The following is a 22,595-nucleotide window of genomic DNA, read 5'->3' on the forward strand; positions in this document are numbered from 1 at the left end:
GTCCTTCATGCAACGCAGAGATCTTCTTCGCCAATTAAGTCTGGGTGCCGCCGCGCTGGCCTGGCAGCAGCTGTTTGCGCCGGGTGTGCGAGCGCAGATGCCGGTGCTCACCGATTGGCGTGAGAGCAACGAGATCTTCACGCTCGGCGTGGCCAGCGGCGAGCCGCGACCCACCTCGGTGGTCCTGTGGACCCGGCTGGCACCCCATCCGCGTCAGCGCGATGGAGGCATGCCGCTGGAATCCGTGCCGGTTCGCTGGGAGGTGGCCACCGACCAGCGCTTCACGCGCGTCGTCCGGTCCGGTTCGGTGATGGCAGACGCTGCCAGCGCCCACAGCGTGCACGTGGATGTCACCGGCCTGATGCCGGGGCAGGAGTATTTCTACCGTTTCGTGGCCGGTGGTCAGGTCAGCCCGGCCGGGCGCACCCGCACGGCCCCCGATCCCGAGTCGATGCCCGGGCGGCTGCGCATGGCGCTCGCCTCCTGTCAGCACTACGAGGCCGGGCACTTTGCCGTGCACCGCCACATCGCGGACAGCGATGTCGATCTGGTGCTGTTTGTCGGGGACTACATCTACGAGACGGAAATGCGCTCCTTCTTGCAGGTGCGCCGCCACCCGCACGTGTTCCCCGACGATGTCGCCAAGTTCACCTTGACGGACTACCGCCTGCACCACGCGTCGTACAAGCTCGACCCCAATTTGCAGGCCAGTCATGCCGCCCATCCCTGGCTGCTGGTCTGGGATGACCACGAGGTGCTGAACGACTATGCCGGGCTGACCGAGCCCGGTGGGCTGGACCATGCCGCGTTTGTCAAATTGCGGGCGGCAGCCTACCAAGCCTATTTCGAGCACTTGCCTGTGTCGCCCACGCGTTCGCCCGTGGCGGCCACCATGCGCATGCACGACCGCTACGAATGGGGGCAGTTGGCCGAGTTGTGGACGCTCGATACCAGACAGTTCCGCTCCTCGCATGTGTGCCAGGGTTGGCGAGGCCCCTCCAACGGACGGATGCTGCTGAACTGCCCTGCGGCCAACGGCACGGAGCGCACCATGTTCGGGCCGGAGCAGGAGGACTGGTTGTCCGATGGACTCGCGTCGAGCACCCGCAACTGGAAGTTCATCCTGCAGTCGACCCAGATCAGCCCGGCGGGCCTGCGTCTGCCATTTGGCGAAAAGCTGCTTTACGGCGATGGCTGGGACGCTTTCCCCGCCGCGCGCGCACGCCTCATGGAGGCCATTGCGCAACCGCGTGTGCCTGGGGTGGTCTGCCTGGGCGGCGATGTCCATCGCCATGTGGCGGCCAATCTCCGTCACCAGCCGCAAGACCGGCGCTCGCCCGTTGTGGCCAGCGAGGTGGTCACGTCTTCGGTGACGAGCCGAGGACTCAGCGAGTTGCTGACGCAGTGGCTCAAGGCCAGCAACCCTGATGTCCTGCATATGCGCAGCGACGAGCGCGGCTATGTGCAGCTGGATGTCACCCCTGACCAGATTCAGGTGGACTTCAAGGGCACGGCCACACCGGTGAAGGCCGATGCGCGGCTGCACTCCCAGGCGCGCTTCGTGATCGAACACGCCACGCCCGGTCTGCGTCGAGTCTGAGCTTCAGCCTCGCAGACGGCTGTGGGCCGGCACGCTGGCCAGCAAAAACTCCATCTGGTCGACCAGGATGCGTCGCCCCCGCAGGATCATGTCTTCGTGCACGCTCGGTACATAAGGCAGGTAATACAACTGCCAGCCGAGTTCATCGAGTGTCCGGTTGCCTTTGCGACCGTTGCAGTTGCGACAGGCCGTGATGCAGTTCATCCAGGTGTCCTGCCCGCCACGTGAAGTCGGCACGATGTGTTCGCGGGTGAGTTCGGTCAGGGGAAAGTGCCCGCCGCAGTACGCGCACACCTGCCGGTCTCGCACAAACAGCTTGGGATTGGACAAAGCAGGGGCTTGCCGCCACGCTCGACTGGGTACCGCGCCATGCACGGCAATGATCGGGTGCAGTTCCAATCGGGACTGCAGGCCGGTCAGCCGCTGGATGCCGCCACGCAGCACCATGAAAGGCTCACCCAGTGTCCATGCGACACCGTCATTGGCATACACCACCGCCGCTTCTCTGGCCGACAACCAGGCCTGCGGACGGCCCGACACGTCGAGTTGCAGCACGTCCATGCACCCTCCATACAGGATTGCCTGAAACAGGATAGGCCAAGTTGTGTGAATTTCACAACCTTGGGCACCTAGATCGCTGTACTTTATGGACAACTGTCCTTTAAAACAGCTGTTAGGGAAAACCCTTGCGTCACCCCCTGGGCAGGGGTAGGGTGTGGGCCTCGACTGTCTAAAAAACGCCAAAAAAAGTGCAAGGCTTTCACACACACGCCACACTTTTCTGCAAAATAGAACGACCGTTCGTTTTATTTCGCCGGAGAGATCCTGTGTCCGATGTCGAGCCTCACCACGATGCCAAGCACGCCGCTGAATCAGCGGGGCGTGAGCGTGGCCGAGGCGCACACAAGGGGCAGCAAACCCGTGCGGCCATCCTCGAAGCGGCCTTGAGCCTCGCCTCCCAGATGGGCATCGAAGGCCTGTCGATCGGGGCGCTGGCTGAAGTCACCGGCATGAGCAAGTCGGGCGTATTCGCCCACTTTGGCTCGCGCGAAGAGTTGCAGATCTCCGTGATCCGCGAATACCACGAGCGGTTCGAGGAAGAGGTCTTCATGCCGGCCATCCAGCAGCCTCGGGGTTTGCCCCGTCTGCGCGCCCTGTTCGAGGGCTGGGTGGCCAAAGTGGCGACCGAAATCGATTCCGGTTGCATTTACATCAGCGGTGCTGTGGAATTTGACGATCGTCCTGGTCCGGTGCGCGACGCGCTGGCCGGCATGGTGGTCACCTGGCATGGCTCGCTGGTGCGCGCCATCCGCATGGCGATCGAGATGGGGCACCTGCGCCCTGACACCGACCCCATGCAGATGCAGTTCGAGATCCATGGCCTGATCCTGGCCCTCCACCACGATGCGCGTTTCCTGCGCTCACCGGAGGCACTGGATCGGGCTCACAAGGCGTTCGAGCGGGTCATTCAGTTCTATGCTGCTGATTCGTCCGTTTCGTCGCCCGGATTGGCCGTGCCGGTTGGCGCGGCCTCTGTTTAAACCGTCGCCTGGCCCTAGAGATCAGGTAATTCTTTTGTTCACTGAGCCTTTCTGACCGAGGAGCTTCACGATGCCTTCCTACAATCCTCCGCTGCGCGACATGCAGTTCGTCATCCACGAGCTGCTGGGTGCCGTTGACGAACTGAAAACGATCCCCGCTTATGGTGATCTGGACGCCGACACCGTCAACGCCGTGCTGGAAGAGGGCGGCAAGTTCGCCTCTGAAGTGCTGGCTCCGCTGAACCTGGTGGGCGACACCCAGGGTTGCAAGCTGAACAAGGAAACCCACGAAGTCACCACCCCGGACGGCTTCAAGGAGGCCTACAAGACCTTCACCGAAAACGGCTGGTCTGGTCTGAGCGTCGACCCTGAGTGGGGCGGCCAGGGCCTGCCGATGCTGGTCAACCAGGCCATCTATGAAATGCTGAACTCGGCCAACCAGGCCTGGACGATGTACCCTGGCCTGAGCCATGGTGCGCACGCCGCCCTGGAAGCCCACGGCACCGACGAGCAAAAGAAGACCTACCTGCCCAAGCTGACCTCTGGCGAGTGGACTGGCACGATGTGCCTGACCGAGCCGCACTGCGGTACCGACTTGGGCCTGCTGCGCACCAAGGCCGAGCCCCAAGCCGACGGCACCTACAAGATCACCGGCCAGAAGATCTTCATCTCGGCTGGTGAACACGACATGGCCGACAACATCGTCCACCTGGTGCTGGCTCGCCTGCCGGACGCACCTGAAGGCTCGAAGGGCATCTCCCTGTTTGCCGTGCCGAAGTTCCTGGTGAACGCCGACGGCTCGCTGGGCGCACGCAACAGCGTGTATTGCGGTGGTCTGGAACACAAGATGGGCATCCACGGCAACGCCACCGCCCAGATCGTGCTGGACGGCGCTGTCGGTACCCTGGTGGGCAAGCCCCACCGCGGTCTGCCTGCCATGTTCGTGATGATGAACGGCGCCCGTCTGGGTGTGGGCAACCAATCGCTGGGCCTGACCCAAGTGGCCTACGAAAACGCTGTGAACTACGCCAAGGACCGCATCCAGATGCGCGCCCTGTCCGGTGCCAAGCGTCCTGACCTGGCTGCCGACCCCATCATCGTGCACCCCGACGTCCGCAAGATGCTGCTGACCGCCCGTGCCTACGCTGAAGGCGCTCGCGCTCTGGTGTACTTCGTGGCCGTCGAACTCGACAAGTCGCACAACCACCCGGACGAAGCCGTTCGCAAGGAATCCGACGACACCGTCGCCCTGCTGACCCCGATCGTCAAGGCCTTCATCACCGACAACGCCTGGCTGTCGACCGTTCACTGCCAGCAAGTCTTCGGTGGTCACGGCTTCATCCACGAGTGGGGCATGGAGCAATTCGTGCGTGACGCCCGCATCAACATGATCTACGAAGGCACGAACACCGTGCAATCGCTGGACCTGCTGGGCCGCAAGGTGCTGGGCGACGCTGGCGCCAAGCTGACCAAGTTCGGCAAGCTGGTGTCGACCTTCGTGAAGGAAAACGCCGACAACGCCGCGATGCAAGAGTTCACCGTGCCGCTGGCCGAGCTGGGCAAGAAGGTGCAAGCCTTCACCATGGAAGTGGGCATGAAGGGCATGCAGAACCCCGACGAAGTCGGTGCTGCAGCTGTGGATTACCTGCGCGTGGTCGGCCACATGGTCTACTCGTATTTCTTCGCCCGCATGGCCAAGATCGCTCTGGAAAAGCAAGGTTCCGGCGACAAGTTCTACGCCGCCAAGCTGGCTACTGCTCGCTTCTACTTCGCCAAGCTGATGCCTGAAGTCGAGACCCTGATGGTCACGGCCAAGGCTGGCCTGAAGCCCCTGGTGGAAATGGACGAGGCCCTGTTCTAATCAGCGGCTGGCTCTTCAAGGGAGGCTCCTGAGCCTCCCTTTCTACCCAATCAACTTCCTATTTCCCTAGGAGAAGACATGAGTCAATTCAACGTGCGCAAGGTGGCCGTGCTGGGCGCCGGCGTGATGGGTGCCCAGATCGCAGCCCACCTGGTCAACTGCAAGGTGCCGGTCGTGCTGTTCGACCTGCCCGCCAAGGAAGGCCCGAAGAACGGCATCGTCACCAAGGCTGTCGAAAACCTGAAGAAGCTGAAGCCCGCCCCCCTGGGCGTGGTCGAAGACGCAGCGCTGATCCAGCAAGCCAACTACGAAGAGCACCTGGAAGTGCTGCGGGGTTGCGACCTGATCATCGAAGCCATCGCCGAGCGTCTGGACTGGAAGGAAGATCTGTACAAGAAGATCGCTCCCTTCGTCAATGACAAGGCCATCCTGGCCACCAACACCTCCGGTCTGTCCATCACGGCCATGGCCAACGTGCTGCCCGAGCAACTGCGTTCGCGCTTCCTGGGCATCCACTTCTTCAACCCCCCGCGCTACATGCACCTGCTGGAGCTGATCCCCACGGAGTACACCGCTCCCGTGGTCATCGACCAGCTGGAAACCTTCTCGACCTCCGTGGTCGGCAAGGGTGTGATCCGCGCTTATGACACCCCCAACTTTGTCGCCAACCGCGTGGGCGTGGCCGGCATGCTGCTGACCTTCCGCGAAGTCGAGAAGTCGGGCCTGGGCTACGACATCGTTGACGACCTGACCGGCAAGAAGCTGGGCCGCGCTTCGTCGGCTACCTTCCGTACCGCTGACGTGGTCGGTCTGGACACGATGGCACACGTCATCAAGACCCTGCAAAACGGTGCCAAGGATGACCCGTTCAACGGCGCCTTCGACACCCCTGCAGCCCTGACCTCCCTGATCGAGAAGGGCTTCCTGGGTCAGAAGACCAAGCAAGGTTTCTTCAAGAAGGAAGGCAAGACCATCCTGCAGTTCAGCGCTGCCACGGGTGAATACGTTGCTGCCGGCGGCAAGGCCGACAAGGACGTCGTCGAGATCCTGAAGAAGCCCGCCGCCGAGCGCCTGAAGGGTCTGCGCGAGTCTGCCAACCCGCAAGCTCAATTCGTGTGGGCCATCCTGCGCAACAGCTTCCACTACGCTGCTGTGACGCTGGACACCATCGCTGAATCGGCTCGCGACGTGGACTTCGCCATGCGCTGGGGCTTCGGCGCCAAGCAAGGCCCCTTCGAGCTGTGGCAAGAAGCCGGCTGGAAGCAAGTGGCTGAATGGGTGAAGGCCGACATCGACGAAGGCAAGGCCCTGTCCAAGGCAGCGCTGCCCGCCTGGGTGTTCGACGGCCGCGACGGTGTGCACACCGCCGAAGGTTCCTGGTCTGCCAAGGCCAGCAAGTACGTGCCGGTGCGCGACCTGCCTGTCTACAAGCGTCAGTTCTTCCGCGAAAACGTGCTGGGTTCCAATGCGCCGAGCGCTGCCACCGCTGGCAAGACCCTGTTCGAAGACGCCGCCATCCGCCTGTGGACCCTGGACGACGAAGTGGTCATCGCCTCGATCAAGTCCAAGATGCACACCATCAGCGCTGAAGTGACCGCCGGCCTGTCCAAGGGCCTGGAAATCGCTGAAGACGGCTACAAGGGCCTGGTGATCTGGTCGCAAGAAGGCCCGTTCTCCGCTGGTGCCGACCTGCAGTCCATGATGCCGGCCTTCATGCAAGGCGGCGGCAAGGCCATCGCTCCGTTCGAGAAGCAACTGCAGGACTTCATGCTGTCGCTGCGCTACTCCAACGTCCCGACCGTTGCAGCCATGCACGGTCTGGCCCTGGGTGGTGGTTGCGAACTGGCTGTGCACGCTGCCAAGCGCGTGGCTGCCATGGAAACCTATGTGGGTCTGGTCGAAGTCGGCGTGGGTCTGATCCCCGGCGGCGGCGGTCTGGCTTACCAGGCGCGTCGCTCCGCTGAGCTGCTGGAAACCTCCAAGGGCGTGTCGGGTCAGACCCCGGTCGACCTGATGGCTTACGTCAAGGAATACTTCCAGGCTTCCGCCATGGCCAAGGTGGGTACCTCGGCCATCGAAGCCCGCAAGTTCGGCTACCTGCTCGACAGCGACGTGATCGTGCCGCACAAGGATGAAGTCCTGTACGTCGCCATCGCTCAAGCCAAGGCCATGTACGAGTCGGGCTACCGCGCGCCTGCCAAGAAGCTGTTCCCGGTGGCTGGTCGCAACGTCAAGGCCACGCTGCAATCGTCGCTTATCAACATGCGTGACGGTGGCTTCATCTCGGCCCACGACTACTACATCAGCTCCTGCATCGCTGACGTGCTGACCGGCGGTGACGTCGATGCCGGTACCCTGGTGAGCGAGGAATACCTGCACGCCCTGGAGCGCAAGCACTTCTGCGCCCTGCTGGACAACCCCAAGACGCAAGAACGCATCATGGGCATGCTGTCGACCGGCAAGCCTGTCCGCAACTGATCGATCGGAGACAAACACATGTCTAAACAACTTCGTGACGTTTACGTCGTCGCTGCCACCCGTACCCCGATCGGCAAGTCTGGCCGCGGCGTGTTCAAGAACACCCGTCCGGACGATCTGCTGGTGGCCACCATCAAGAACGCCCTCAAGCAAGTTCCCACGCTGGACCCTGCTGCCATCGAAGACGCCATCGTTGGCTGCGCGATGCCTGAAGGCGAACAAGGCATGAACGTGGCCAAGATCGCCACGCTGCTGTCGGGCCTGCCCAAGACTGTGGCCGGTGCCACCGTGAACCGCTTCTGCGCGGCCGGTATCACCGCCGTGTCGATGGCTGCTGACCGCATCCGTGTCGGCGAAGCCGAAGTCATGATTGCCGGTGGTGTGGAATCCATGTCCATGGTGCCCATGGGCGGGGCCAAGCCATCGTTCAACCCCGCCGTGGTGAACATCGACGAAAACGTCGGTATCGCCTACGGCATGGGCATGACCGCCGAGAAGGTGGCCGAGCAGTGGGGCATCACCCGCGCCGAGCAGGACGCTTTCGCGACCGAATCGCACCGCCGCGCCATCGCCGCTCAGCAAGCTGGCTTCTTCGACGCTGAAACCACCCCGATCGAAGTCGAAGTGCGTACGCCGAACCTCGAAACCGGCGAAGTGACCATCACCAAGAAGGTCATCAGCCGCGACGAAGGCGCGCGTCCTGACACCTCCGTGGAAGGTCTGGCCAAGCTGCGTCCTGTGTTCGCTGCCAAGGGTTCGGTCACGGCCGGTAACTCGTCGCAGACCTCTGACGGCGCTGGCTGCCTGATCCTGGCTTCGAAGGAAGCTTGCGAGAAGTACGGTCTGAAGCCGCTGGCCAAGTTCGTGGCTTTTGCCGTCAAGGGCGTGCCGCCTGAAATCATGGGTATCGGCCCGATCGAAGCCATCCCCAAGGCCCTGGAATACGCTGGCCTGAAGGCCTCCGACATGGACTGGGTTGAGCTGAACGAAGCGTTCGCTGCGCAATCCCTGGCCGTGCTGAAGGATCTGGACAGCAAGGGTTACGTGCTGGACCGCGCCAAGGTCAACCCGATGGGCGGCGCGATCGCGCTGGGTCACCCCCTGGGTGCAACCGGTGCCATCCGTGCAGCCACCGTGGTTCACGGTCTGCAACGTACCGGCGGCAAGTACGGCATGGTGACGATGTGTATCGGTACCGGCCAAGGCGCTGCTGGCATCTTCGAGCGCGTCGACAGCCTGTAATCGGCCGCATCGCCTCCACTTCAGAAAGCCCGCCTCGTGCGGGCTTTTTCCTGTCATGCCCATGCAAGCGCTGACTCTTCACACTCAGGATGGACGGTCCCTGAGGGTTCGTGTCTACGAGCCCGATGTAGCGCCGCGCCGCGCTGTGCTGTTGACCAATGCCATGGGCGTGCCCCAGCGCTTTTATGAGCCGTTTGCATGCTGGCTGGCGTCGCATGGCCTGGCGGTGATGACCTTTGACTGGCGCGGTACGGGTGAGTCGGCTCCGCGGCGCATGCGGGGCTATCGCGCCAGCATCACCGATTGGGCCACGCAGGACCTTCCGACCGTGGTCGATGCCCTGTGTGCGCGCTGGCCGGACCTGCCACGCACCTACGTCGGGCATAGCCTGGGTGGGCAATTGTTTGGCTGGCTGGATCAGCCCGAGCGCTTTGATCGTGTGGTGACCGTGGCCAGTGGCAATGGCTACTGGCGCATGAACGCGCCCGCTGTGCGTCGCCGTGCGCCCTTGCTGTGGTGGGGGCTGGCTCCGCTGGGGATCGCCGTGGCGGGCTATTTCCCCGGCAGGCGTCTGGGGGCCGTGGGGGATCTGCCGGCTGCGGCCATGTGGCAATGGCGGCGGTGGTGCCTGCATCCTGACTACCTCGGTGCCGAGGGCGAAGCGGTTCGACATCGGTATGCTCGGGTCTCGGTCCCGATCACCGCCGTGCTGTTCGATGATGATGAACTGATCAGCCCGGACGGGGTTCGCCATCTGTATCGACTGTATGCCCAAGCTCCGGTACGCTTTGAGCACCTGTACCCGGCTCGTGAAGGCTGGCCCCGCATGGGTCATTTCGGCCTGTTCAAGGCCTCCTCCGCCTCGATCCTGTGGCCGCGTATGCTGCACTGGATCGAATCCTGATTTCCGAGAACCTATTCGATAAGGAGACCTGCATGTCTGACGACATCCTGATGCATCGCGAAGGCGGTGTCATGACGCTGACTTTCAACCGCGTCGACAAGAAGAATGCCATCACCACCACGATGTACCTGGACCTCGCCAATGCGCTGCGTGACGCGGCGCAGGACGACAGCGTGCGCGTGGCCGTGCTGCAAGGCGCCGTCGAGGTGTTTTCTGCTGGCAACGACCTGGCTGATTTCCTGAAGAACCCGCCGAATGCCGACGCCGTCGAGCAGGCGCCGGTGATCCAGTTCCTGGAAGCGATTCGCACCTTCCCGAAGCCCCTGGTGGCCGGCGTGTGCGGTCCTGCCGTCGGGATCGGTGCCACGATGCTGCTGCACTGCGATCTGGTTTATGCGGGTGACAACGCCGCTTTCAGCCTGCCGTTCGTGAACCTGGGTGTGTGCGCCGAAGGGGGCTCCAGCCTGCTGCTGCCCATGCTTTCGGGCTACCAGCGTGCCGCCGAGAAGTTGCTGCTGGGCGAAGCGTTCTATGCGGAAGAGGCGCTCGACATGGGGCTGGTGACCCGTGTGCTGCCGCCGCATGAAGTGGCCGCCTATGCCCAGGCCCAGGCGACCAAGCTGGCGGCCAAGCCCTCTGAATCGCTGCGTGTCACCAAGGCTCTGATGAAGCAGCCTCAACCCGGTCTGCAAGGCGTGATGGTCGAGGAAATTCGCCATTTCTGCCGCTTGCTCAATGGCCCGGCCGCCAAGGAAGCGATCCAGGCCGTGATGGAAAAGCGCAAGCCGGACTTCTCCAAGTTCTGATCGGCGGGCGCTGGGACGAGGTGGCTGGACGCTTTGTCTCAGGCCTGTTATGGTGTCAATGAGGAAAAATGACATTGATGCCATGAACCGGCCATCGCGCTCCAGCCAAATGCTCTGGGCGGCCCTGTGTGCCGTCTGGTTTGCTGCGCTCGCGCCCACGCTGGCGAACGTGCTCGCAGCACAGGGGCGCATCCATGTCGAGGTCTGCAGCGCATCCGGCATGCGTTTCATCTCGGTGGACACCGGCTCGCATCATCGCCTGCCGGCGACGCCACTGAGCAAGCACTGCCCTTATTGCCTGCTCCAGCAAGACATCATCGCGCCGCCATTGGCATCGATCCAGTCTCTGGAACGGCGTGATCTGTCCTATGCCAAGGTGGCGGCAGCCGAGGTCTTCGGCTTGCGCCATGAGGGGTGGTATCTGCTGCCCTCACGTGCGCCTCCTCTTCAAGCTTGAATCCTGGCTCCGGTGTCCGGAGCCTCCATGGGTGCCGCCGCGCACCGTGTCGATTCAATTGCTGACCTGAGGAGGTCATATGTCGCATGCTGCCCCCCAAACACTGGCCGCCAAGGCCATTCTGCATGAGCCAGGCGAGCAGGGCCAGGTCTGGCGCCTGATGGACGGCGCCCTCCGTCTCGACGAAGTCGATGCTTCGGGTGATCGCCGTTTCGCCGGCTTGCTCCTGCCCGGTGACCTGGTGGGGGGTGAAATGCTCACGCTGGGTGTGTATGCCATGCGGGCGCAGGCCCTGGTGCCGGTTCGGCTGTTACCCGTGCAGTCCACCCAGGGGGCGCCCGTCTCGCCTGAGGCCGCGCTGCAGTCATTTGTCCGCATGCAGCAGCGCACGGCGGCACTGATGTCGATGCGCAGTGGCACCGCCGAAGAGCGGGTGTCCCGGCTGATTCTGCTGCTGGCCGGTCACGACGATGACCGGGTGGTGCTGCCGATCCTGAAGGACATGGCCGACATCACCGACCTCGCCATGGAGTCGGTGTCCCGCGTGATGTCCAAACTGAAGCAGGCCGGAGCCCTGATCGAGCGTGGCCGTCGTCATCTGTTTGCGCTCAGGCGTTCGCAGCTGCTGGCGTCGCCCAGTCAGTTCGCCTTGATGGGGTCCTGAAAGCCGTTGGCACGGAAGGTCAGCACCAGGGTGTCCCGCCAGCCATGTCCATCCAGAGGCTGAATGGGGGTCGACTCGTGGATCACCTGATCGTCCGCAATCAGCAGCACGGACCAGGGCTGGTGCAGGGTGAAGCGTACGCCGCGGGGGCCATCGGCTTCGAACACGCGGGTTTCACCACCCTTGATCTGGTGGCGCCCCAGCATGATCACGGCCACGAAGTCGACGCCGTCACGGTGGGCACCTTCCGGCGTGGGCCGGCCAATGCCGCCTGCCGTGTCGACACGGAACTGGTGCGCTTCGACATACCAGCGGTCTGCCGGTTTGACCTGGGCCAGCAACTGGCCCAGTTGGGTGATCAAGGCCAGCCAAAGTGGGTGCTGGCTGACTTCCGGGCGGACGGGTTCGAAATGGCGTTCGATGCCGCCGTGCAGGGCGTTGTAAGTGACGGGTTGCCAGTGTGGGCGATGCGGCACCTGCGTGGTCGTGCCGGCAGCGGGGTCGACAATGAAGCTGCTGTGGCGGCGGAAACGATAGCGGCCGCCATCTCGCAGGAAGTTGTCTGGTGGCAGGTCCGACCACGAATCGCGAATCGGTGCCAGTGAGGCAGAGTCGGTGTGCAGCCAGTGCTGCAATGCATCGGCTTCCACCACCGCCCAGCCTTGCTGATGCAAGGTCGTGGGTACGGCTTCAATGGGGGTGGGCTTGATGGGATCCATGCCCCAATGGTCTCACGATCCATCAGGGGCTGTTTCGATCAGGGTCAGACTCAGCGCGCTTTGAGATCGTCGCCTTCGACGGTCACTTTGGCGCCCACCTTGAACTCATGGTCCACGGTGAACTTCTTGATGGTGCCGTCTTCCATCTTGACCGTCGTCTTGTAGACGGTCTTTTTCTTCAGGTGCTTTTCAACTTCGTTGCCAGCGTAGCCACCTGCTACGGCGCCACCAATGGTGGTGACCGTGTTGCCCGAACCCTTGCCAAACTGGTTGCCGACCAAGCCGCCGACGACGGCCCCGCCCACGATGCCAAGCCCAGAGCCCTGGCCTTTGACCTCTTTGGCCGTGACGGCGGTGACGACACCGCAGTGCGAACAGGCTGTCGCACTGGCAGCGCTGGCTGCATGCGCAGTGGGTTTGGATGCAGCGCTGGCGGTGGTGGTCGCGAAGGCGCGACCGCCGATCAACAGGCCTCCAGCGACCAAAGTCAGGCCGACCAACCAGCTCAACTGGCGCATCACACGTTGTTGGCGGGCCTGCTGGGACTGCGCGATCGCCAGCGCGCGGGCTGTCGGATGGGCTGTGCGTGACATGGTGTGACTCCTCAGTGAATGGCTGTGCAGCTTCAGTTTAGGCCGTCAACTCACCAATTGCACGTGACAGCTGCAACTTACTGTTTGATTTCTGGCGTTTGCTCGCCAAAAGGACGAGGCTTGCCGTGGCTGTCAATGGCCACGTAGGTGATGTTGGCCTGGGTGACTTTCACCACGATCGGGTTGTCCGGGCGGCGTTCGGCCCAGGCTTCGACGTGCATCGTGATCGATGTTCTCCCCACCCGCACGACCCGCGCATACAGGGACAGCACGTCACCGACCGACACGGCCGACTGGAACGAAAACTCATTGACCGAGACGGTGACGACGCGCCCGCGCGCAATGCGTGCCGGGAGAATGCAGCCTGCGAGATCTACCTGCGACATGATCCAGCCACCAAAGATGTCGCCATTGCCGTTGGCATCCTTCGGCATGGGCATGACCCGCATCACCAGCTCCATGTCTTCCGGCATGTCTGGGGGTGTGAGCAAAATGGGCTTGTAGGAGGATTCAGCAGTCATGAAGATTCCCGTCGACAATCGACAGCATTGTTAAGACAGAACGACAACGATTGTTCCAGAATGCGACGCCACGAGCACAGCCCCCGCGCCGAAAACCCGTCATCTGCCACAGATAAGCACCATCGGTCCGACCGGGAGACGCTGGCACGCCTGTGGCCTTACCTCTGGGCCTATAAGGGGCGGGTGATCCTGGCCCTGGCCTTCATGATCGGGGCCAAGCTGGCCAATGTGGGCGTACCGGTGCTGCTCAAGAGTCTGGTCGACCGTCTGGCCCCACATCCTGGCTCGGCCCAGGCACTCATGGTGGTGCCGGCAGGGCTGTTGCTGGCCTATGGCTTGCTGCGCCTGTCGACGTCGGTATTCACCGAGTTGCGCGAACTCATCTTCGCACGTGCCACCGAAGGGGCCTCGCGCCGCATTTCGCTGGAGGTCTTTTCCCACCTGCACGCACTGAGTCTGCGATTTCACCTGGAGCGCCAGACCGGTGGCATGACGCGTGACATTGAGCGTGGCACCCGGGCGGTCAACTCGCTCATCTCCTATTCGCTCTACAGCATCATCCCGACCTTGATCGAGGTGGTGCTGGTGCTGACCTTGCTGGCCACCAAGTTCGACATGACCTTCGCGTGGATCACCCTGCTGGCGCTGGTCTGCTATGTGATCTTCACGGTGACGGTGACACAGTGGCGCACCCGGTTTCGCCGCGAAATGAACGAGCTGGACTCCAAGGCCCAGAGCAAGGCCATCGACTCCCTGCTGAACTACGAAACCGTCAAGTACTTCAACAACGAAGCCTTCGAGGCGCGTCGTTATGACGACAGCCTGGACCGCTACCGTGCCGCGGCCATCCGCAGCCAGCGCACGCTTTCCATGCTCAACACCGGGCAGCAGCTCATCATCGCGGCGGGCTTGATTGCCATGTTGTGGCGCGCCACCGAGGGCGTGGTGGCGGGGCGCATGACCGTGGGTGACCTGGTCATGGTCAATGCCTTCATGATCCAGCTCTACATCCCGCTGAACTTCCTGGGCGTGATCTACCGTGAGATCAAGCAGGCGCTGACCGACCTGGACAAGATGTTTTCGCTGCTGGAGCGCGAGCGTGAAGTGGCCGACGCACCTGATGCCAAGCCCTTGCTGCTCAAAGGTCCTCCGGTCGTCCGGTTCGAGCATGTCGACTTTGCGTATGACCCGTCCCGGCCCATTCTTCATGATGTGAGCTTCGAGATCCCCGCTGGGCAGACCGTGGCCGTGGTGGGCGCCTCTGGTGCGGGCAAATCAACCCTGGCGCGCCTGCTCTATCGTTTCTATGATGTGAGCGCAGGTGGTCAGGCGGGCCGCATCACGGTCAATGGCCACGACATCCGCCAGCTGACGCAGGACAGCCTGCGCCGCCAGATCGGCATCGTCCCGCAGGACACGGTGCTCTTCAACGACACCGTGGCGTACAACATCGCCTACGGCCGCCCCGAGGCCAGCCGGGAAGAGGTGGAGGCTGCTGCCCGGGCCGCGCACATCCACGATTTCATCGTCAGCACCCCGAAGGGTTACGACACCATGGTCGGCGAGCGGGGGCTCAAGCTCTCAGGCGGGGAAAAGCAGCGGGTGGCCATTGCCCGCACCCTGCTGAAGAACCCGCCGATCCTGGTGTTCGACGAGGCGACGTCGGCCCTGGATTCAGCCAACGAGCGCGCCATTCAGGCTGAACTGGCGGCTGTTGGGCAAGGCAAGACCGTTCTGGTCGTGGCGCACCGGTTGTCCACGGTGGTCAACGCGCACGAGATCATCGTGATGGGGCATGGCCGCATCATCGAGCGCGGCACCCATGCCCATTTGCTGGCCGCCAACGGCCGCTACGCCGAGATGTGGCGCCTGCAGCAGGCTGGTCACGCAGACGCATCGGACTGAGGCGCAGGAAACATTCACTTGCATCTTCCCCCCGTGGGTGGGAAGGCTCCCGAGAACACCTGACGGGATGATGGGCGGCCGCGTTTACGGACGCGTCACGAACAATCACAACATCAGGTGGAACATGGATATCACGGGCGCTCTGGCGCAGGCCGGAGGGGCGGCTTCGCTTTGGACGCAAACCGCCAGTGCCCTGCGAGGCCTGGCTGACGAGGCCCTGAACCGGCTGTGCGCCGCCATTCGGTTGGGCCAGTCGACGCGGCTGCTGCAGATGGACACCGCGCTGCCAGATGGCAGCCTGGTGGTCGAGCGCATGACCCTGCGCGAAGCCGTGCATGCCCACGAGCCCCTGTGGGCCGACGTGGATTGCTTCAGCACGTCAGCGCACCTGGAACTCAAGGCACTCATGGGTGCGCCCGCCACCTTGCGGCTGGTCCTGGCGGATGGCAGTCACCGCATCTGGCAAGGGGTGGTTGCACAGGCCGCGCAATTGGGCTCGGACGGCGGGCTGGCCCGCTACCGGGTGGTGCTGGCCGCATGGACGCACTGGTTGCAGCACCGGCGCGATGCCCGCATCTTTCAGGACCAGACCGCGCAGGACGTGGTCTCGATGGTGTTCCAGGCCTACCCGGCGGCGGCCTTCCGGTTCGATGTGGCTTCTCCTGGGCCCATGCGGGCCTTGACGACGCAATACCGGGAGACGGATTGGGCCTTTGCCTGCCGCCTGATGGCCGACGAGGGCTGGAGCTGGCGGCTGGAGCACGACCCCGCCGAAAAAGGGCGCCACGTGCTGGTGGTGTTCGATGGCCAGGCCACCTTGCCTGACCTGGGGCCGTTGCGGTTCGGGCGTACCGAGCTGAGAAACCAGGGAGGATTGTCGGAAGACACCATCACGGCCTGGTCTCTTGGGCAGGTGGTCACGCCCAATGCCCTAACCATGGCCTCGTGGGATGAGCGCAGGGTGGGCAGCCTCCACAGCGAAGCTGGGGCACTGGGTACGCATGGCGAGGTGCCCACCCTGGCTATGGACCTGCTGGGTGGAGAGCGTCGCCACGCCGATGGGCGGGTGGACGACGCCCAGCCAGGTAGCCAAGACGTGGCGCAGGCGAGGGCAGATGCGCGCATGGCGGCACTGGCCTTGCACCACGTCACCGTGCAGGCACAAGGTGCGGTGCGGGCGCTGCGCGAAGGGGGCAGCTTCACGCTGACGGGGCACCACCAGAGCCACGCAACGGGGGCGTCAGCTTACGACGTGCTGACGGTCACACATGAAGTCGTGAACAACCTGGGCTCAGAGGTCGCCGACATCCTGCAGGTGCCTGAATTCGAACAAGGCAGCTACCGCAACCGATTTGATGCCGTGCCGGCAGGCACTCGGGTGGTCCCTTTGCCCCATGCCAAGCCCACCGCCCCTGGCCCCCAGTTGGCTGTGGTGATGGCGAAAGCTGGCGAGCCACTCACTTGCGACCGTGACGGCCGCATCCGGGTGCAGTTTGCATGGCAGCGAGGTGCCGTGCCCTGGGCTGGGGGGCTACCGGGGGCGACATCGCCCACAGGCCTGCAAACAGGGCATGCCCCTGGCGACGAGGGCAGCGGTGCCTGGGTGCGCGTGGCGCAGCATCTGGCCGGGCCCAATTGGGGTGGTGTGTTCACCCCGCGTCAGGGCACCGAGCTGCTGGTGGATTTTGTCGACGGGGACATCGATCGCCCGCTGGTGATCGGACAGTTGCACAACGGTCAGCACGATCTGCCCTGGCCTGCAGGTGACGAGTCAGGCGCCAACCATGCCGGGGTGCTGTCTGGCTGGCATCACCCGCATCTGGATGGTGCGGGCAGCAACCAATGGCTGGTCGACGACACAACCGGGCAACTGCGCATGCGGCTGGTGTCGCAGGGGCCGGTGAGCGGCTGGCATGAACTGGGGCTGGGTTACCTCATTCAGCAAAGTGGGGGTGGCGGCGCCGGGCATGCGCAGCGCGGCACCTGGCTGGGTGAAGGGTTTTATGGGCACACCGATGGCTGGGCCGTGGTGCGAGCCGGGCAAGGGCTGCTGCTGAGTACCAGTCAACGCGGCCAGCTCGGGGCCAGTGTCACCGGCACGCAGATGGATGCAGCAGAAGCCGTCGCCCAGTTGAAGGCTGCGCGCGAGCTGGCAGAGGCCCTGAGTGCCAGCGCACAGCACCAGGGCGCACAGGTGCTGTCGAGTGCCGCAGACGGACAGGCCTGGCAACATCACACCGACCAGATGGACCCGCAGGCGCAGGGGCGTTTTGAAGGCGATGTCAACGGGCATGCGGCGCGCAAGGCCCAAGGTCGAGCGCTGGGTGACCCGGTAGAGCGCTTCGCCAGCCCCCTGCTGCACCTCGATACGCCAAGCACCGCCACCTGGGTGACACCCACCAGCATCAGCCTGTTCAGTGGCGCGGACACCAGCCTGGTCAGCCAGGGCGATGTGCAGATGAGCAGTGCACACACCGTCAGCAGTGTCAGCGGCCAGACCACCAGCCTCTATACCCATGCAGGTGGCATCCAGGCCATCACGGCCAACGCAGCCTTGAGCCTGCGTGCCCACACCGATGCACAGCAGATCTGGTCAGACCAGAATTTGACCGTGCAGAGCACCACCGACGAGATCCGCATTCAGGCGAACAAAGCCATCACCTTGACGGCCGGGCAAAGCCAGATCGAGATCAAGGGGGGCGACATCACCTTCACTTGTCCGGGGACGTGGACCGTGAAGGGGGGGGCGCATGAGTGGGGAGGCGGTGGCGCTGGGAGTGTTTCGTTGATGGCGTTGCCGGCAAGAGCGGTCGCCAGCGTGTTGGCTTCCAGTGTCGGGCCGTCATTGGAGCCGCCACGCTACAGCGAAGCTTTAGGGTTTACCGATTACCCCTCAGCATGGCTTCCGTTCGGCGGCGACAAGCAGGTCGTGGTCTATGACGGGACAAAGCGGATTGGTTGCTTGTCAGCGGGACACGAGGATGAGTTCACGGCAAGTCTGTTTACGAGCGATTCCCAAAAAGTCAGATATGCATTGACCATTGGAGACGGATGGGCTCTTGAGCAAGGCGTCGAAATCGCGACAAATGATGATGACTTGGATGCCGAGTCGGGTGATGGGGATGGCAATGATGACTGAAGGGGTTATTCGGGATCCATATTTGGTCCGCAAAGGTGACACTCTTGGCATGATCGCAAAGCGTTGTGGCAAGTCTTTGCAAGAGTTGTGTGTGCTGAACAAAATCAGCAACCCGCATCAGCTTGAAGTGGGGCAGACGTTGTATCTTTCAAATGAAACGGCTTTTGGAGTCAGTGTGCTGTTTCTCGATGCGCTGCGTCACCCTATTGAAAACCTTCGGTACAAGATCAGGTTTGATGGCCAAACCAGTGTTGGTCAAACACCTGCTAACGGTGCAGCTAAGAGGGTTACAACGAAATCCGCAAAGTCCCGCGTGGAGGTGCTGGTACAAGATCTGCATGGGGAATGGATCAATGTGTGCCAAACCGCGTCGGACTATGGCCATAAGCTGATCACATTGGTAAGCGGGGCATTGGTGTTCAATGGCTTAACCCAGCTTCACCCTAAAGGCGCCCCCAGCAAGCCTGATGCAGACGGCAAAAAGGCTGGGGTGGGAAAAGGGGCGGCAGATAAAAATAACTCGAATCTGAAAATAAATAAAGTGAAGGGCAAGAGTGGGCAGGCGGTCATTCAGGTCGGGGTCGACATGCCTGAAGGGTTGATGAAGCTGTTTGATCTGTACAAGGACGCGCCAATATCTGAAAAGCAATGGAGCAGTGCCGCCGAAATTCTGTCTTGCGAAGTCGCTGTTTTGAAGGCTATTGCAGAAGTTGAGACCAAGGGGGCTGCATTTTGGCGACTTAATGCTACAGATGGCAAGCAAGTGCCTAGCATCCTGTTTGAGCGACATTGGTTCAAGCGATTGACCAAAGGGGTCTATGACAAGACGCACCCAGACATTTCTGGGCCAGCCTATACCTCAAGTAAGGACGCGGCCGCGGCGGATCGGTATGGTTCGCACTCGGCGAGCTATCTTCGATTGGTTAACGCGTATCGTTTGGATCCCGAGGCGGCCTTAGCGTCTTGCTCCTGGGGGAAATTTCAGATCATGGGTGGAGAATTCTCAAATTGTGGTTTGCGATCGGCAAGTGCTTTGGCGGCCCTGATGTGTGGCGGTGAGTCAACGCAGATCGAGTTGTTGTCAGGATTCATACGGCACAAGGCGAATGGCAAGCTATGGAAGGCAGTACAGGATAAGGATTGGGCCAATATCGCTCGTTACTATAACGGGGGTGGGTACAAGAAAAATGCTTATGACACCAAGATGCATGCAGCTTATGAAAAAAATAGTTCTCGCCAAACTTAAATATTTTTGTGCCTTGATTGCGCTGTGTGTGGTTCAGGTCGGTGTGCGCGCGGAAATTGTTTTGGATGATAATTTTCCGTGGACTGAGCAAGAGGTGGGGTTTGGTCTCGCTGGTGTCCACAACTTTGAGGCTGCAATCAATCGGGATCAGGTTGCTCAGGGTTTTGAGGCCAAGGACTATTACGAAACCATCAATTTTTTTCGTATGCTCTGGAACGATAAGGTGTACTACGTTGCGGGAGCGCAGATTGTGTCAAGAGAGCAAAATGCTGCCCGAGACGCTGCCTTGGCTCGAAGCAAACGTTCTGTTCCAATTCCTGGTGGAGGTGTTTGTGCCCTGTTTGTCTATGATAAAGACCTGAAACAGGTGGCAAAGCATGAGGTCAAGCTTAACGAGGCAAATGGCCATACATGGTGCAATGGTGCGCGCGCACTCGCTCGAGTGAAGGGGCAAGATGCGCTGCTTTTTTCCATTAGTTATTACCTGACAGACAAACCTGTTGCAACAAAATCACAGGATATCGGAGGCGGTTGGCGCTATATGACTGTGCTTTTGAGATTGCGTGAGCGGGAGGGGCGGGTATTGATTGAGCAAGACGATGCTTGCCTAGGTAACCCTAATAAGATCCAAGATCTCTCCTCGGCGAGGAAGGCGCTGGTCGCGTGCAATTAGTATTTGCCGTGGCGGCATGACTCTATTTCTTGGGGTGGTTTTTTTATGGGCGCCTCATGCGGAATGAGGCAAGGAGTCCCGTTGTCACATGGCAATGCTCCATTTTCTAAAGCCGAAGTGGTCCGCAGTCAAGATCACCGAAGAGGATCGTGCGCGCCAGTTCTGGCTTCGCAAGCGCAGAACGAGTTACACCGCCTGGAAGAGGTGCAGGGATGCTTACGCTGTGTACGTCGAATTGATTGAGCGGCAATGCAAGGAAGAGCCCATAGGGCAGATGGGCGCCATTGCGTTGGCAAAAGAGGTTGCGGGTGTCGAGAAGTTAATTTCTGAAGGCGTGTTGCCCAAACATGCCATCAATGGAATAGAGAGGTCATATCAGACCGAATGGACCTCATCCGTTTACGCCACCGCGCTGCGAGGTCTGTCGCTTTACGACAAAGGTCTGGCGCTGCTCAAGCAAGGTGACCGGTCGGTTTTCCAGCACAACAGCCGTGGCTTTCTGGAGGACGCCTATCACTACGCCGATCACGAGTACCAGATGTATGTACTGGGTGGCCGCAATGGCGGAGACGGCATGGTTTACTACGGCAAGTATGTGGCCGCCATCAAGGCTTCACTGGTGTGGGCTAGTGAGGTGGCCGGTTTCGCTGCCGGCGGTTTGCAAGACAAGATGGCCAACCTGTCTGCAGGCGTGATCTGGGAAGACACCAGAGAGGTTTACGACCCAAAGGAGAAGAGGCGCAAACGCATCCTCGGCTCGAGTGATCAGTGGCAGCGGGATACCATTCACCTCAAGGAGTTGCCCCGTGTGCCGAGTCCTGTGGCGGATGTGCTCGTGAGAACGGGGGAGTCGTGTCCTGTTTTTGGGATCTACGAGGCACAAGTCAAAGATGGCCTCATGGTCTACATGTGCGCTGGCGAGGGGGCCTATCGCTATGGCGAGCCGCGTGCATATTCAGGAGGTGGTCAGCCCATCACCTGGCGCCTGATCTGGGAGGACCAGCGGTACGTCGATGGCGTCATGCCTCCTGAGGAGGCTGACTACTACCCCGAAACGCTGACGCCGCCAGATTTTTCTCACTTTGTTGGAGAGGATCTGGAGAACGACTGGAACTCAAACCAGTTGCTTGTTGCTCACACGGGTGAGCCTGCACCGCTGACCGGTCGCTGGGCTGCGAGAGACGACCTGCGCGGGACGGTGTACTGGCGCAAAGGCGACCCGCTGCCGCACAACCAGGGGCAAGACGTGGATTGGGTGTACTCAGGCGCCTGATGCCGTGCATATCGGCAAAAAAAGGAGGCCCTCAGGCCTCCTTTGTGATGAAGCCCATCAATTCTTTGGGCTCACCTGAATGAACGGGGTGGCGCCGCCCGTCACACCGGGCAACTTGCCGTCCCATTTCTCGATGGCTGCACGCTCGTTTTCAATCTTGCGCAGTTGCAGCAGGTCCGGTGTGATTTGCTGGCGCTGCAGGGCCAGGGCATCGGCTTCGGCCTTGGCGCTGGCCACCTTCTGCTTGGCTTCCACCTCGATGCGCTGCAGGTCGCGTTCGGCCTTGAGCTTGTCCTGTTCGGCTTTCACCTTGGCCTCGATGGCTTCGGAGAAGGAGCGCGAAAACGCGAAATTCACGATGGCGAATTCGTCGAGCACCAGACCGTGGCGTTCCATCTTCTGGCGCAGCAGGCTGCCAATGGCATCACGCACTTCGGTGCGGCGGGAAATCAGCTCTTCTGCGGTGAAGCGTGCGGTCACGGCCTTCACGGCTTCCTGCGCGGCCGGGATGATGATCCGGTCCGCTGCAATCTCGGTGGAGGGGCCGATGTTGCGGAACACGTTGACGGCCTGACGTGGGTCCAGGTGGTAGTTGATGGCGATGCGCGTGTGTACCGACTGCAGGTCCTTGGATGCGGCATCGCCTTCGCCTTCACCCTTTTGCAGGCGCACGTCCATCAGGTGCATGGATTGCGCCAGGGGCATGCGGAAGTGGATGCCGGGGTCGTAGACCTGCTCATCCGGCTTGCCGAAGGTGGTGAGCACGCCGCGTTCGCCTGCGGAGATCACGACCACGGGGCTGAGCAGCCACAGCAGCCAGATGGCAACGACCCCGATGACGATGATCTTGAACAGGCGTTGCATGAATGACGAAGCAGAACTGCTGGAGCTGCTGATGTTCAATGGCATGGAAAGTCCTCTCTGCGCCGGTCGTTGCGCCGGTCTGTCCGGCATCCTATCCTGAGCGCAGGGT

The 22,595-nt window shown here is 61.9% G+C and carries 19 protein-coding genes; 14 read left to right on the forward strand and 5 right to left on the reverse strand.

From position 1 onward, the window contains the following. Window positions 1–7: 7 nt before the first annotated feature. Window positions 8–1,600 (forward strand): alkaline phosphatase, encoded by a 1,593-nt coding sequence (locus ACE3PH_RS11770; protein WP_374319154.1) that lies wholly within the window; start codon window positions 8–10, stop codon window positions 1,598–1,600. Window positions 1,601–1,603: 3 nt separating this feature from the next. Here ACE3PH_RS11770 and ACE3PH_RS11775 read toward each other — a convergent pair whose 3' ends face one another. After that, the gene (locus tag ACE3PH_RS11775) at window positions 1,604–2,161 is read right to left on the reverse strand and encodes an HNH endonuclease (RefSeq protein ID WP_374319156.1); all 558 of its coding nucleotides are present in this window, start codon (window positions 2,159–2,161) and stop codon (window positions 1,604–1,606) included. Between the two features lie 266 nt (window positions 2,162–2,427). On the opposite strand from ACE3PH_RS11775, the gene ACE3PH_RS11780 reads away from it, so the two are divergent. From ACE3PH_RS11780 to ACE3PH_RS11815, 8 genes are all read left to right on the forward strand, one after another. Further along, window positions 2,428–3,141 (forward strand): TetR/AcrR family transcriptional regulator, encoded by a 714-nt coding sequence (locus tag ACE3PH_RS11780; protein WP_374319158.1) that lies wholly within the window; start codon window positions 2,428–2,430, stop codon window positions 3,139–3,141. A gap of 70 nt (window positions 3,142–3,211) precedes the next feature. Then, the gene (locus ACE3PH_RS11785) at window positions 3,212–5,002 is read left to right on the forward strand and encodes an acyl-CoA dehydrogenase C-terminal domain-containing protein (RefSeq protein ID WP_374319160.1); all 1,791 of its coding nucleotides are present in this window, start codon (window positions 3,212–3,214) and stop codon (window positions 5,000–5,002) included. 78 nt (window positions 5,003–5,080) lie between these two features. Continuing rightward, window positions 5,081–7,480 carry a 3-hydroxyacyl-CoA dehydrogenase/enoyl-CoA hydratase family protein gene (locus tag ACE3PH_RS11790; protein WP_374319162.1) on the forward strand — a complete coding sequence of 800 codons (2,400 nt, stop codon included), beginning with the start codon at window positions 5,081–5,083 and terminating at the stop codon, window positions 7,478–7,480. 18 nt (window positions 7,481–7,498) lie between these two features. Continuing rightward, window positions 7,499–8,722 carry an acetyl-CoA C-acyltransferase gene (locus ACE3PH_RS11795; protein ID WP_374319164.1) on the forward strand — a complete coding sequence of 408 codons (1,224 nt, stop codon included), beginning with the start codon at window positions 7,499–7,501 and terminating at the stop codon, window positions 8,720–8,722. 61 nt (window positions 8,723–8,783) lie between these two features. After that, window positions 8,784–9,626, forward strand: coding sequence for an alpha/beta fold hydrolase (locus tag ACE3PH_RS11800; protein ID WP_374319166.1), 843 nt, complete (start codon window positions 8,784–8,786; stop codon window positions 9,624–9,626). Window positions 9,627–9,658: 32 nt separating this feature from the next. Next, a complete protein-coding gene (locus ACE3PH_RS11805) occupies window positions 9,659–10,432 on the forward strand; it encodes an enoyl-CoA hydratase (RefSeq protein WP_374319168.1) in 774 nt (257 codons plus the stop codon). A gap of 82 nt (window positions 10,433–10,514) precedes the next feature. Beyond that, a complete protein-coding gene (locus tag ACE3PH_RS11810; RefSeq protein WP_374319170.1) occupies window positions 10,515–10,889 on the forward strand; it encodes a DUF2946 domain-containing protein in 375 nt (124 codons plus the stop codon). Window positions 10,890–10,968: 79 nt separating this feature from the next. Then, entirely contained in the window at window positions 10,969–11,553 is a 585-nt protein-coding gene (locus tag ACE3PH_RS11815; protein ID WP_374319172.1) for a Crp/Fnr family transcriptional regulator, read from the forward strand. Here ACE3PH_RS11815 and ACE3PH_RS11820 read toward each other — a convergent pair. From ACE3PH_RS11820 to ACE3PH_RS11830, 3 genes are all read right to left on the reverse strand, one after another. Then, complete coding sequence (locus tag ACE3PH_RS11820) at window positions 11,529–12,272, reverse strand: 2OG-Fe dioxygenase family protein (RefSeq protein ID WP_374319174.1); 744 nt, start codon at window positions 12,270–12,272, stop codon at window positions 11,529–11,531. The genes ACE3PH_RS11815 and ACE3PH_RS11820 overlap by 25 nt on opposite strands. 50 nt (window positions 12,273–12,322) lie before the next feature. Next, window positions 12,323–12,865, reverse strand: a complete 543-nt coding sequence (locus ACE3PH_RS11825; RefSeq protein ID WP_374319176.1) for a glycine zipper 2TM domain-containing protein — start codon at window positions 12,863–12,865, stop codon at window positions 12,323–12,325. 77 nt (window positions 12,866–12,942) lie between these two features. Then, window positions 12,943–13,386: an acyl-CoA thioesterase gene (locus ACE3PH_RS11830; RefSeq protein ID WP_374319178.1), complete on the reverse strand. Its 444-nt coding sequence runs from the start codon at window positions 13,384–13,386 to the stop codon at window positions 12,943–12,945. Window positions 13,387–13,446: 60 nt separating this feature from the next. Here ACE3PH_RS11830 and ACE3PH_RS11835 point away from each other — a divergent pair, with 60 nt between their 5' ends. The 5 genes from ACE3PH_RS11835 (at window position 13,447) to ACE3PH_RS11855 (ending at window position 21,622) form a co-directional block, all read left to right on the forward strand. Next, window positions 13,447–15,291, forward strand: a complete 1,845-nt coding sequence (locus ACE3PH_RS11835) for an ABC transporter ATP-binding protein/permease (protein ID WP_374319180.1) — start codon at window positions 13,447–13,449, stop codon at window positions 15,289–15,291. 124 nt (window positions 15,292–15,415) lie between these two features. Then, a complete protein-coding gene (locus tag ACE3PH_RS11840; RefSeq protein WP_374319182.1) occupies window positions 15,416–18,430 on the forward strand; it encodes a type VI secretion system Vgr family protein in 3,015 nt (1,004 codons plus the stop codon). Continuing rightward, window positions 18,351–19,676 carry an N-acetylmuramidase domain-containing protein gene (locus ACE3PH_RS11845; RefSeq protein WP_374319184.1) on the forward strand — a complete coding sequence of 442 codons (1,326 nt, stop codon included), beginning with the start codon at window positions 18,351–18,353 and terminating at the stop codon, window positions 19,674–19,676. The genes ACE3PH_RS11840 and ACE3PH_RS11845 overlap by 80 nt, the downstream gene beginning before the upstream one ends. Continuing rightward, window positions 19,639–20,349: a hypothetical protein gene (locus ACE3PH_RS11850; protein ID WP_374319186.1), complete on the forward strand. Its 711-nt coding sequence runs from the start codon at window positions 19,639–19,641 to the stop codon at window positions 20,347–20,349. The genes ACE3PH_RS11845 and ACE3PH_RS11850 overlap by 38 nt, the downstream gene beginning before the upstream one ends. Before the next feature lie 88 nt (window positions 20,350–20,437). Continuing rightward, window positions 20,438–21,622 carry an Imm72 family immunity protein gene (locus ACE3PH_RS11855; RefSeq protein ID WP_374319188.1) on the forward strand — a complete coding sequence of 395 codons (1,185 nt, stop codon included), beginning with the start codon at window positions 20,438–20,440 and terminating at the stop codon, window positions 21,620–21,622. 57 nt (window positions 21,623–21,679) lie between these two features. Here the strand turns inward: ACE3PH_RS11855 and ACE3PH_RS11860 are convergent, their stop codons facing one another. Then, a complete protein-coding gene (locus ACE3PH_RS11860) occupies window positions 21,680–22,531 on the reverse strand; it encodes a prohibitin family protein (RefSeq protein ID WP_374319190.1) in 852 nt (283 codons plus the stop codon). Window positions 22,532–22,595 lie beyond the last annotated feature (64 nt).

The sequence above is a fragment of the Aquabacterium sp. genome, assembly GCF_041909175.1.
Classification (GTDB): domain Bacteria; phylum Pseudomonadota; class Gammaproteobacteria; order Burkholderiales; family Burkholderiaceae_C; genus Aquabacterium.

Excerpts from the sequence above, each read along its gene's own strand:
- ACE3PH_RS11805 (WP_374319168.1), top strand. The coding sequence starts at position 9,659 with ATGTCTGACGACATCCTGATGCATCGCGAAGGCGGTGTCATGACGCTG.
- ACE3PH_RS11815 (WP_374319172.1), top strand. The coding sequence starts at position 10,969 with ATGTCGCATGCTGCCCCCCAAACACTGGCCGCCAAGGCCATTCTGCAT.
- ACE3PH_RS11825 (WP_374319176.1), bottom strand. The coding sequence starts at position 12,865 with ATGTCACGCACAGCCCATCCGACAGCCCGCGCGCTGGCGATCGCGCAG.
- ACE3PH_RS11855 (WP_374319188.1), top strand. The coding sequence starts at position 20,438 with ATGGCAATGCTCCATTTTCTAAAGCCGAAGTGGTCCGCAGTCAAGATC.
- ACE3PH_RS11785 (WP_374319160.1), top strand. The coding sequence starts at position 3,212 with ATGCCTTCCTACAATCCTCCGCTGCGCGACATGCAGTTCGTCATCCAC.
- ACE3PH_RS11840 (WP_374319182.1), top strand. The coding sequence starts at position 15,416 with ATGGATATCACGGGCGCTCTGGCGCAGGCCGGAGGGGCGGCTTCGCTT.
- ACE3PH_RS11820 (WP_374319174.1), bottom strand. The coding sequence starts at position 12,272 with ATGGATCCCATCAAGCCCACCCCCATTGAAGCCGTACCCACGACCTTG.
- ACE3PH_RS11860 (WP_374319190.1), bottom strand. The coding sequence starts at position 22,531 with ATGCCATTGAACATCAGCAGCTCCAGCAGTTCTGCTTCGTCATTCATG.
- ACE3PH_RS11850 (WP_374319186.1), top strand. The coding sequence starts at position 19,639 with ATGCAGCTTATGAAAAAAATAGTTCTCGCCAAACTTAAATATTTTTGT.
- ACE3PH_RS11810 (WP_374319170.1), top strand. The coding sequence starts at position 10,515 with ATGAACCGGCCATCGCGCTCCAGCCAAATGCTCTGGGCGGCCCTGTGT.
- ACE3PH_RS11790 (WP_374319162.1), top strand. The coding sequence starts at position 5,081 with ATGAGTCAATTCAACGTGCGCAAGGTGGCCGTGCTGGGCGCCGGCGTG.
- ACE3PH_RS11800 (WP_374319166.1), top strand. The coding sequence starts at position 8,784 with ATGCAAGCGCTGACTCTTCACACTCAGGATGGACGGTCCCTGAGGGTT.
- ACE3PH_RS11775 (WP_374319156.1), bottom strand. The coding sequence starts at position 2,161 with ATGGACGTGCTGCAACTCGACGTGTCGGGCCGTCCGCAGGCCTGGTTG.
- ACE3PH_RS11795 (WP_374319164.1), top strand. The coding sequence starts at position 7,499 with ATGTCTAAACAACTTCGTGACGTTTACGTCGTCGCTGCCACCCGTACC.
- ACE3PH_RS11770 (WP_374319154.1), top strand. The coding sequence starts at position 8 with ATGCAACGCAGAGATCTTCTTCGCCAATTAAGTCTGGGTGCCGCCGCG.
- ACE3PH_RS11830 (WP_374319178.1), bottom strand. The coding sequence starts at position 13,386 with ATGACTGCTGAATCCTCCTACAAGCCCATTTTGCTCACACCCCCAGAC.
- ACE3PH_RS11835 (WP_374319180.1), top strand. The coding sequence starts at position 13,447 with ATGCGACGCCACGAGCACAGCCCCCGCGCCGAAAACCCGTCATCTGCC.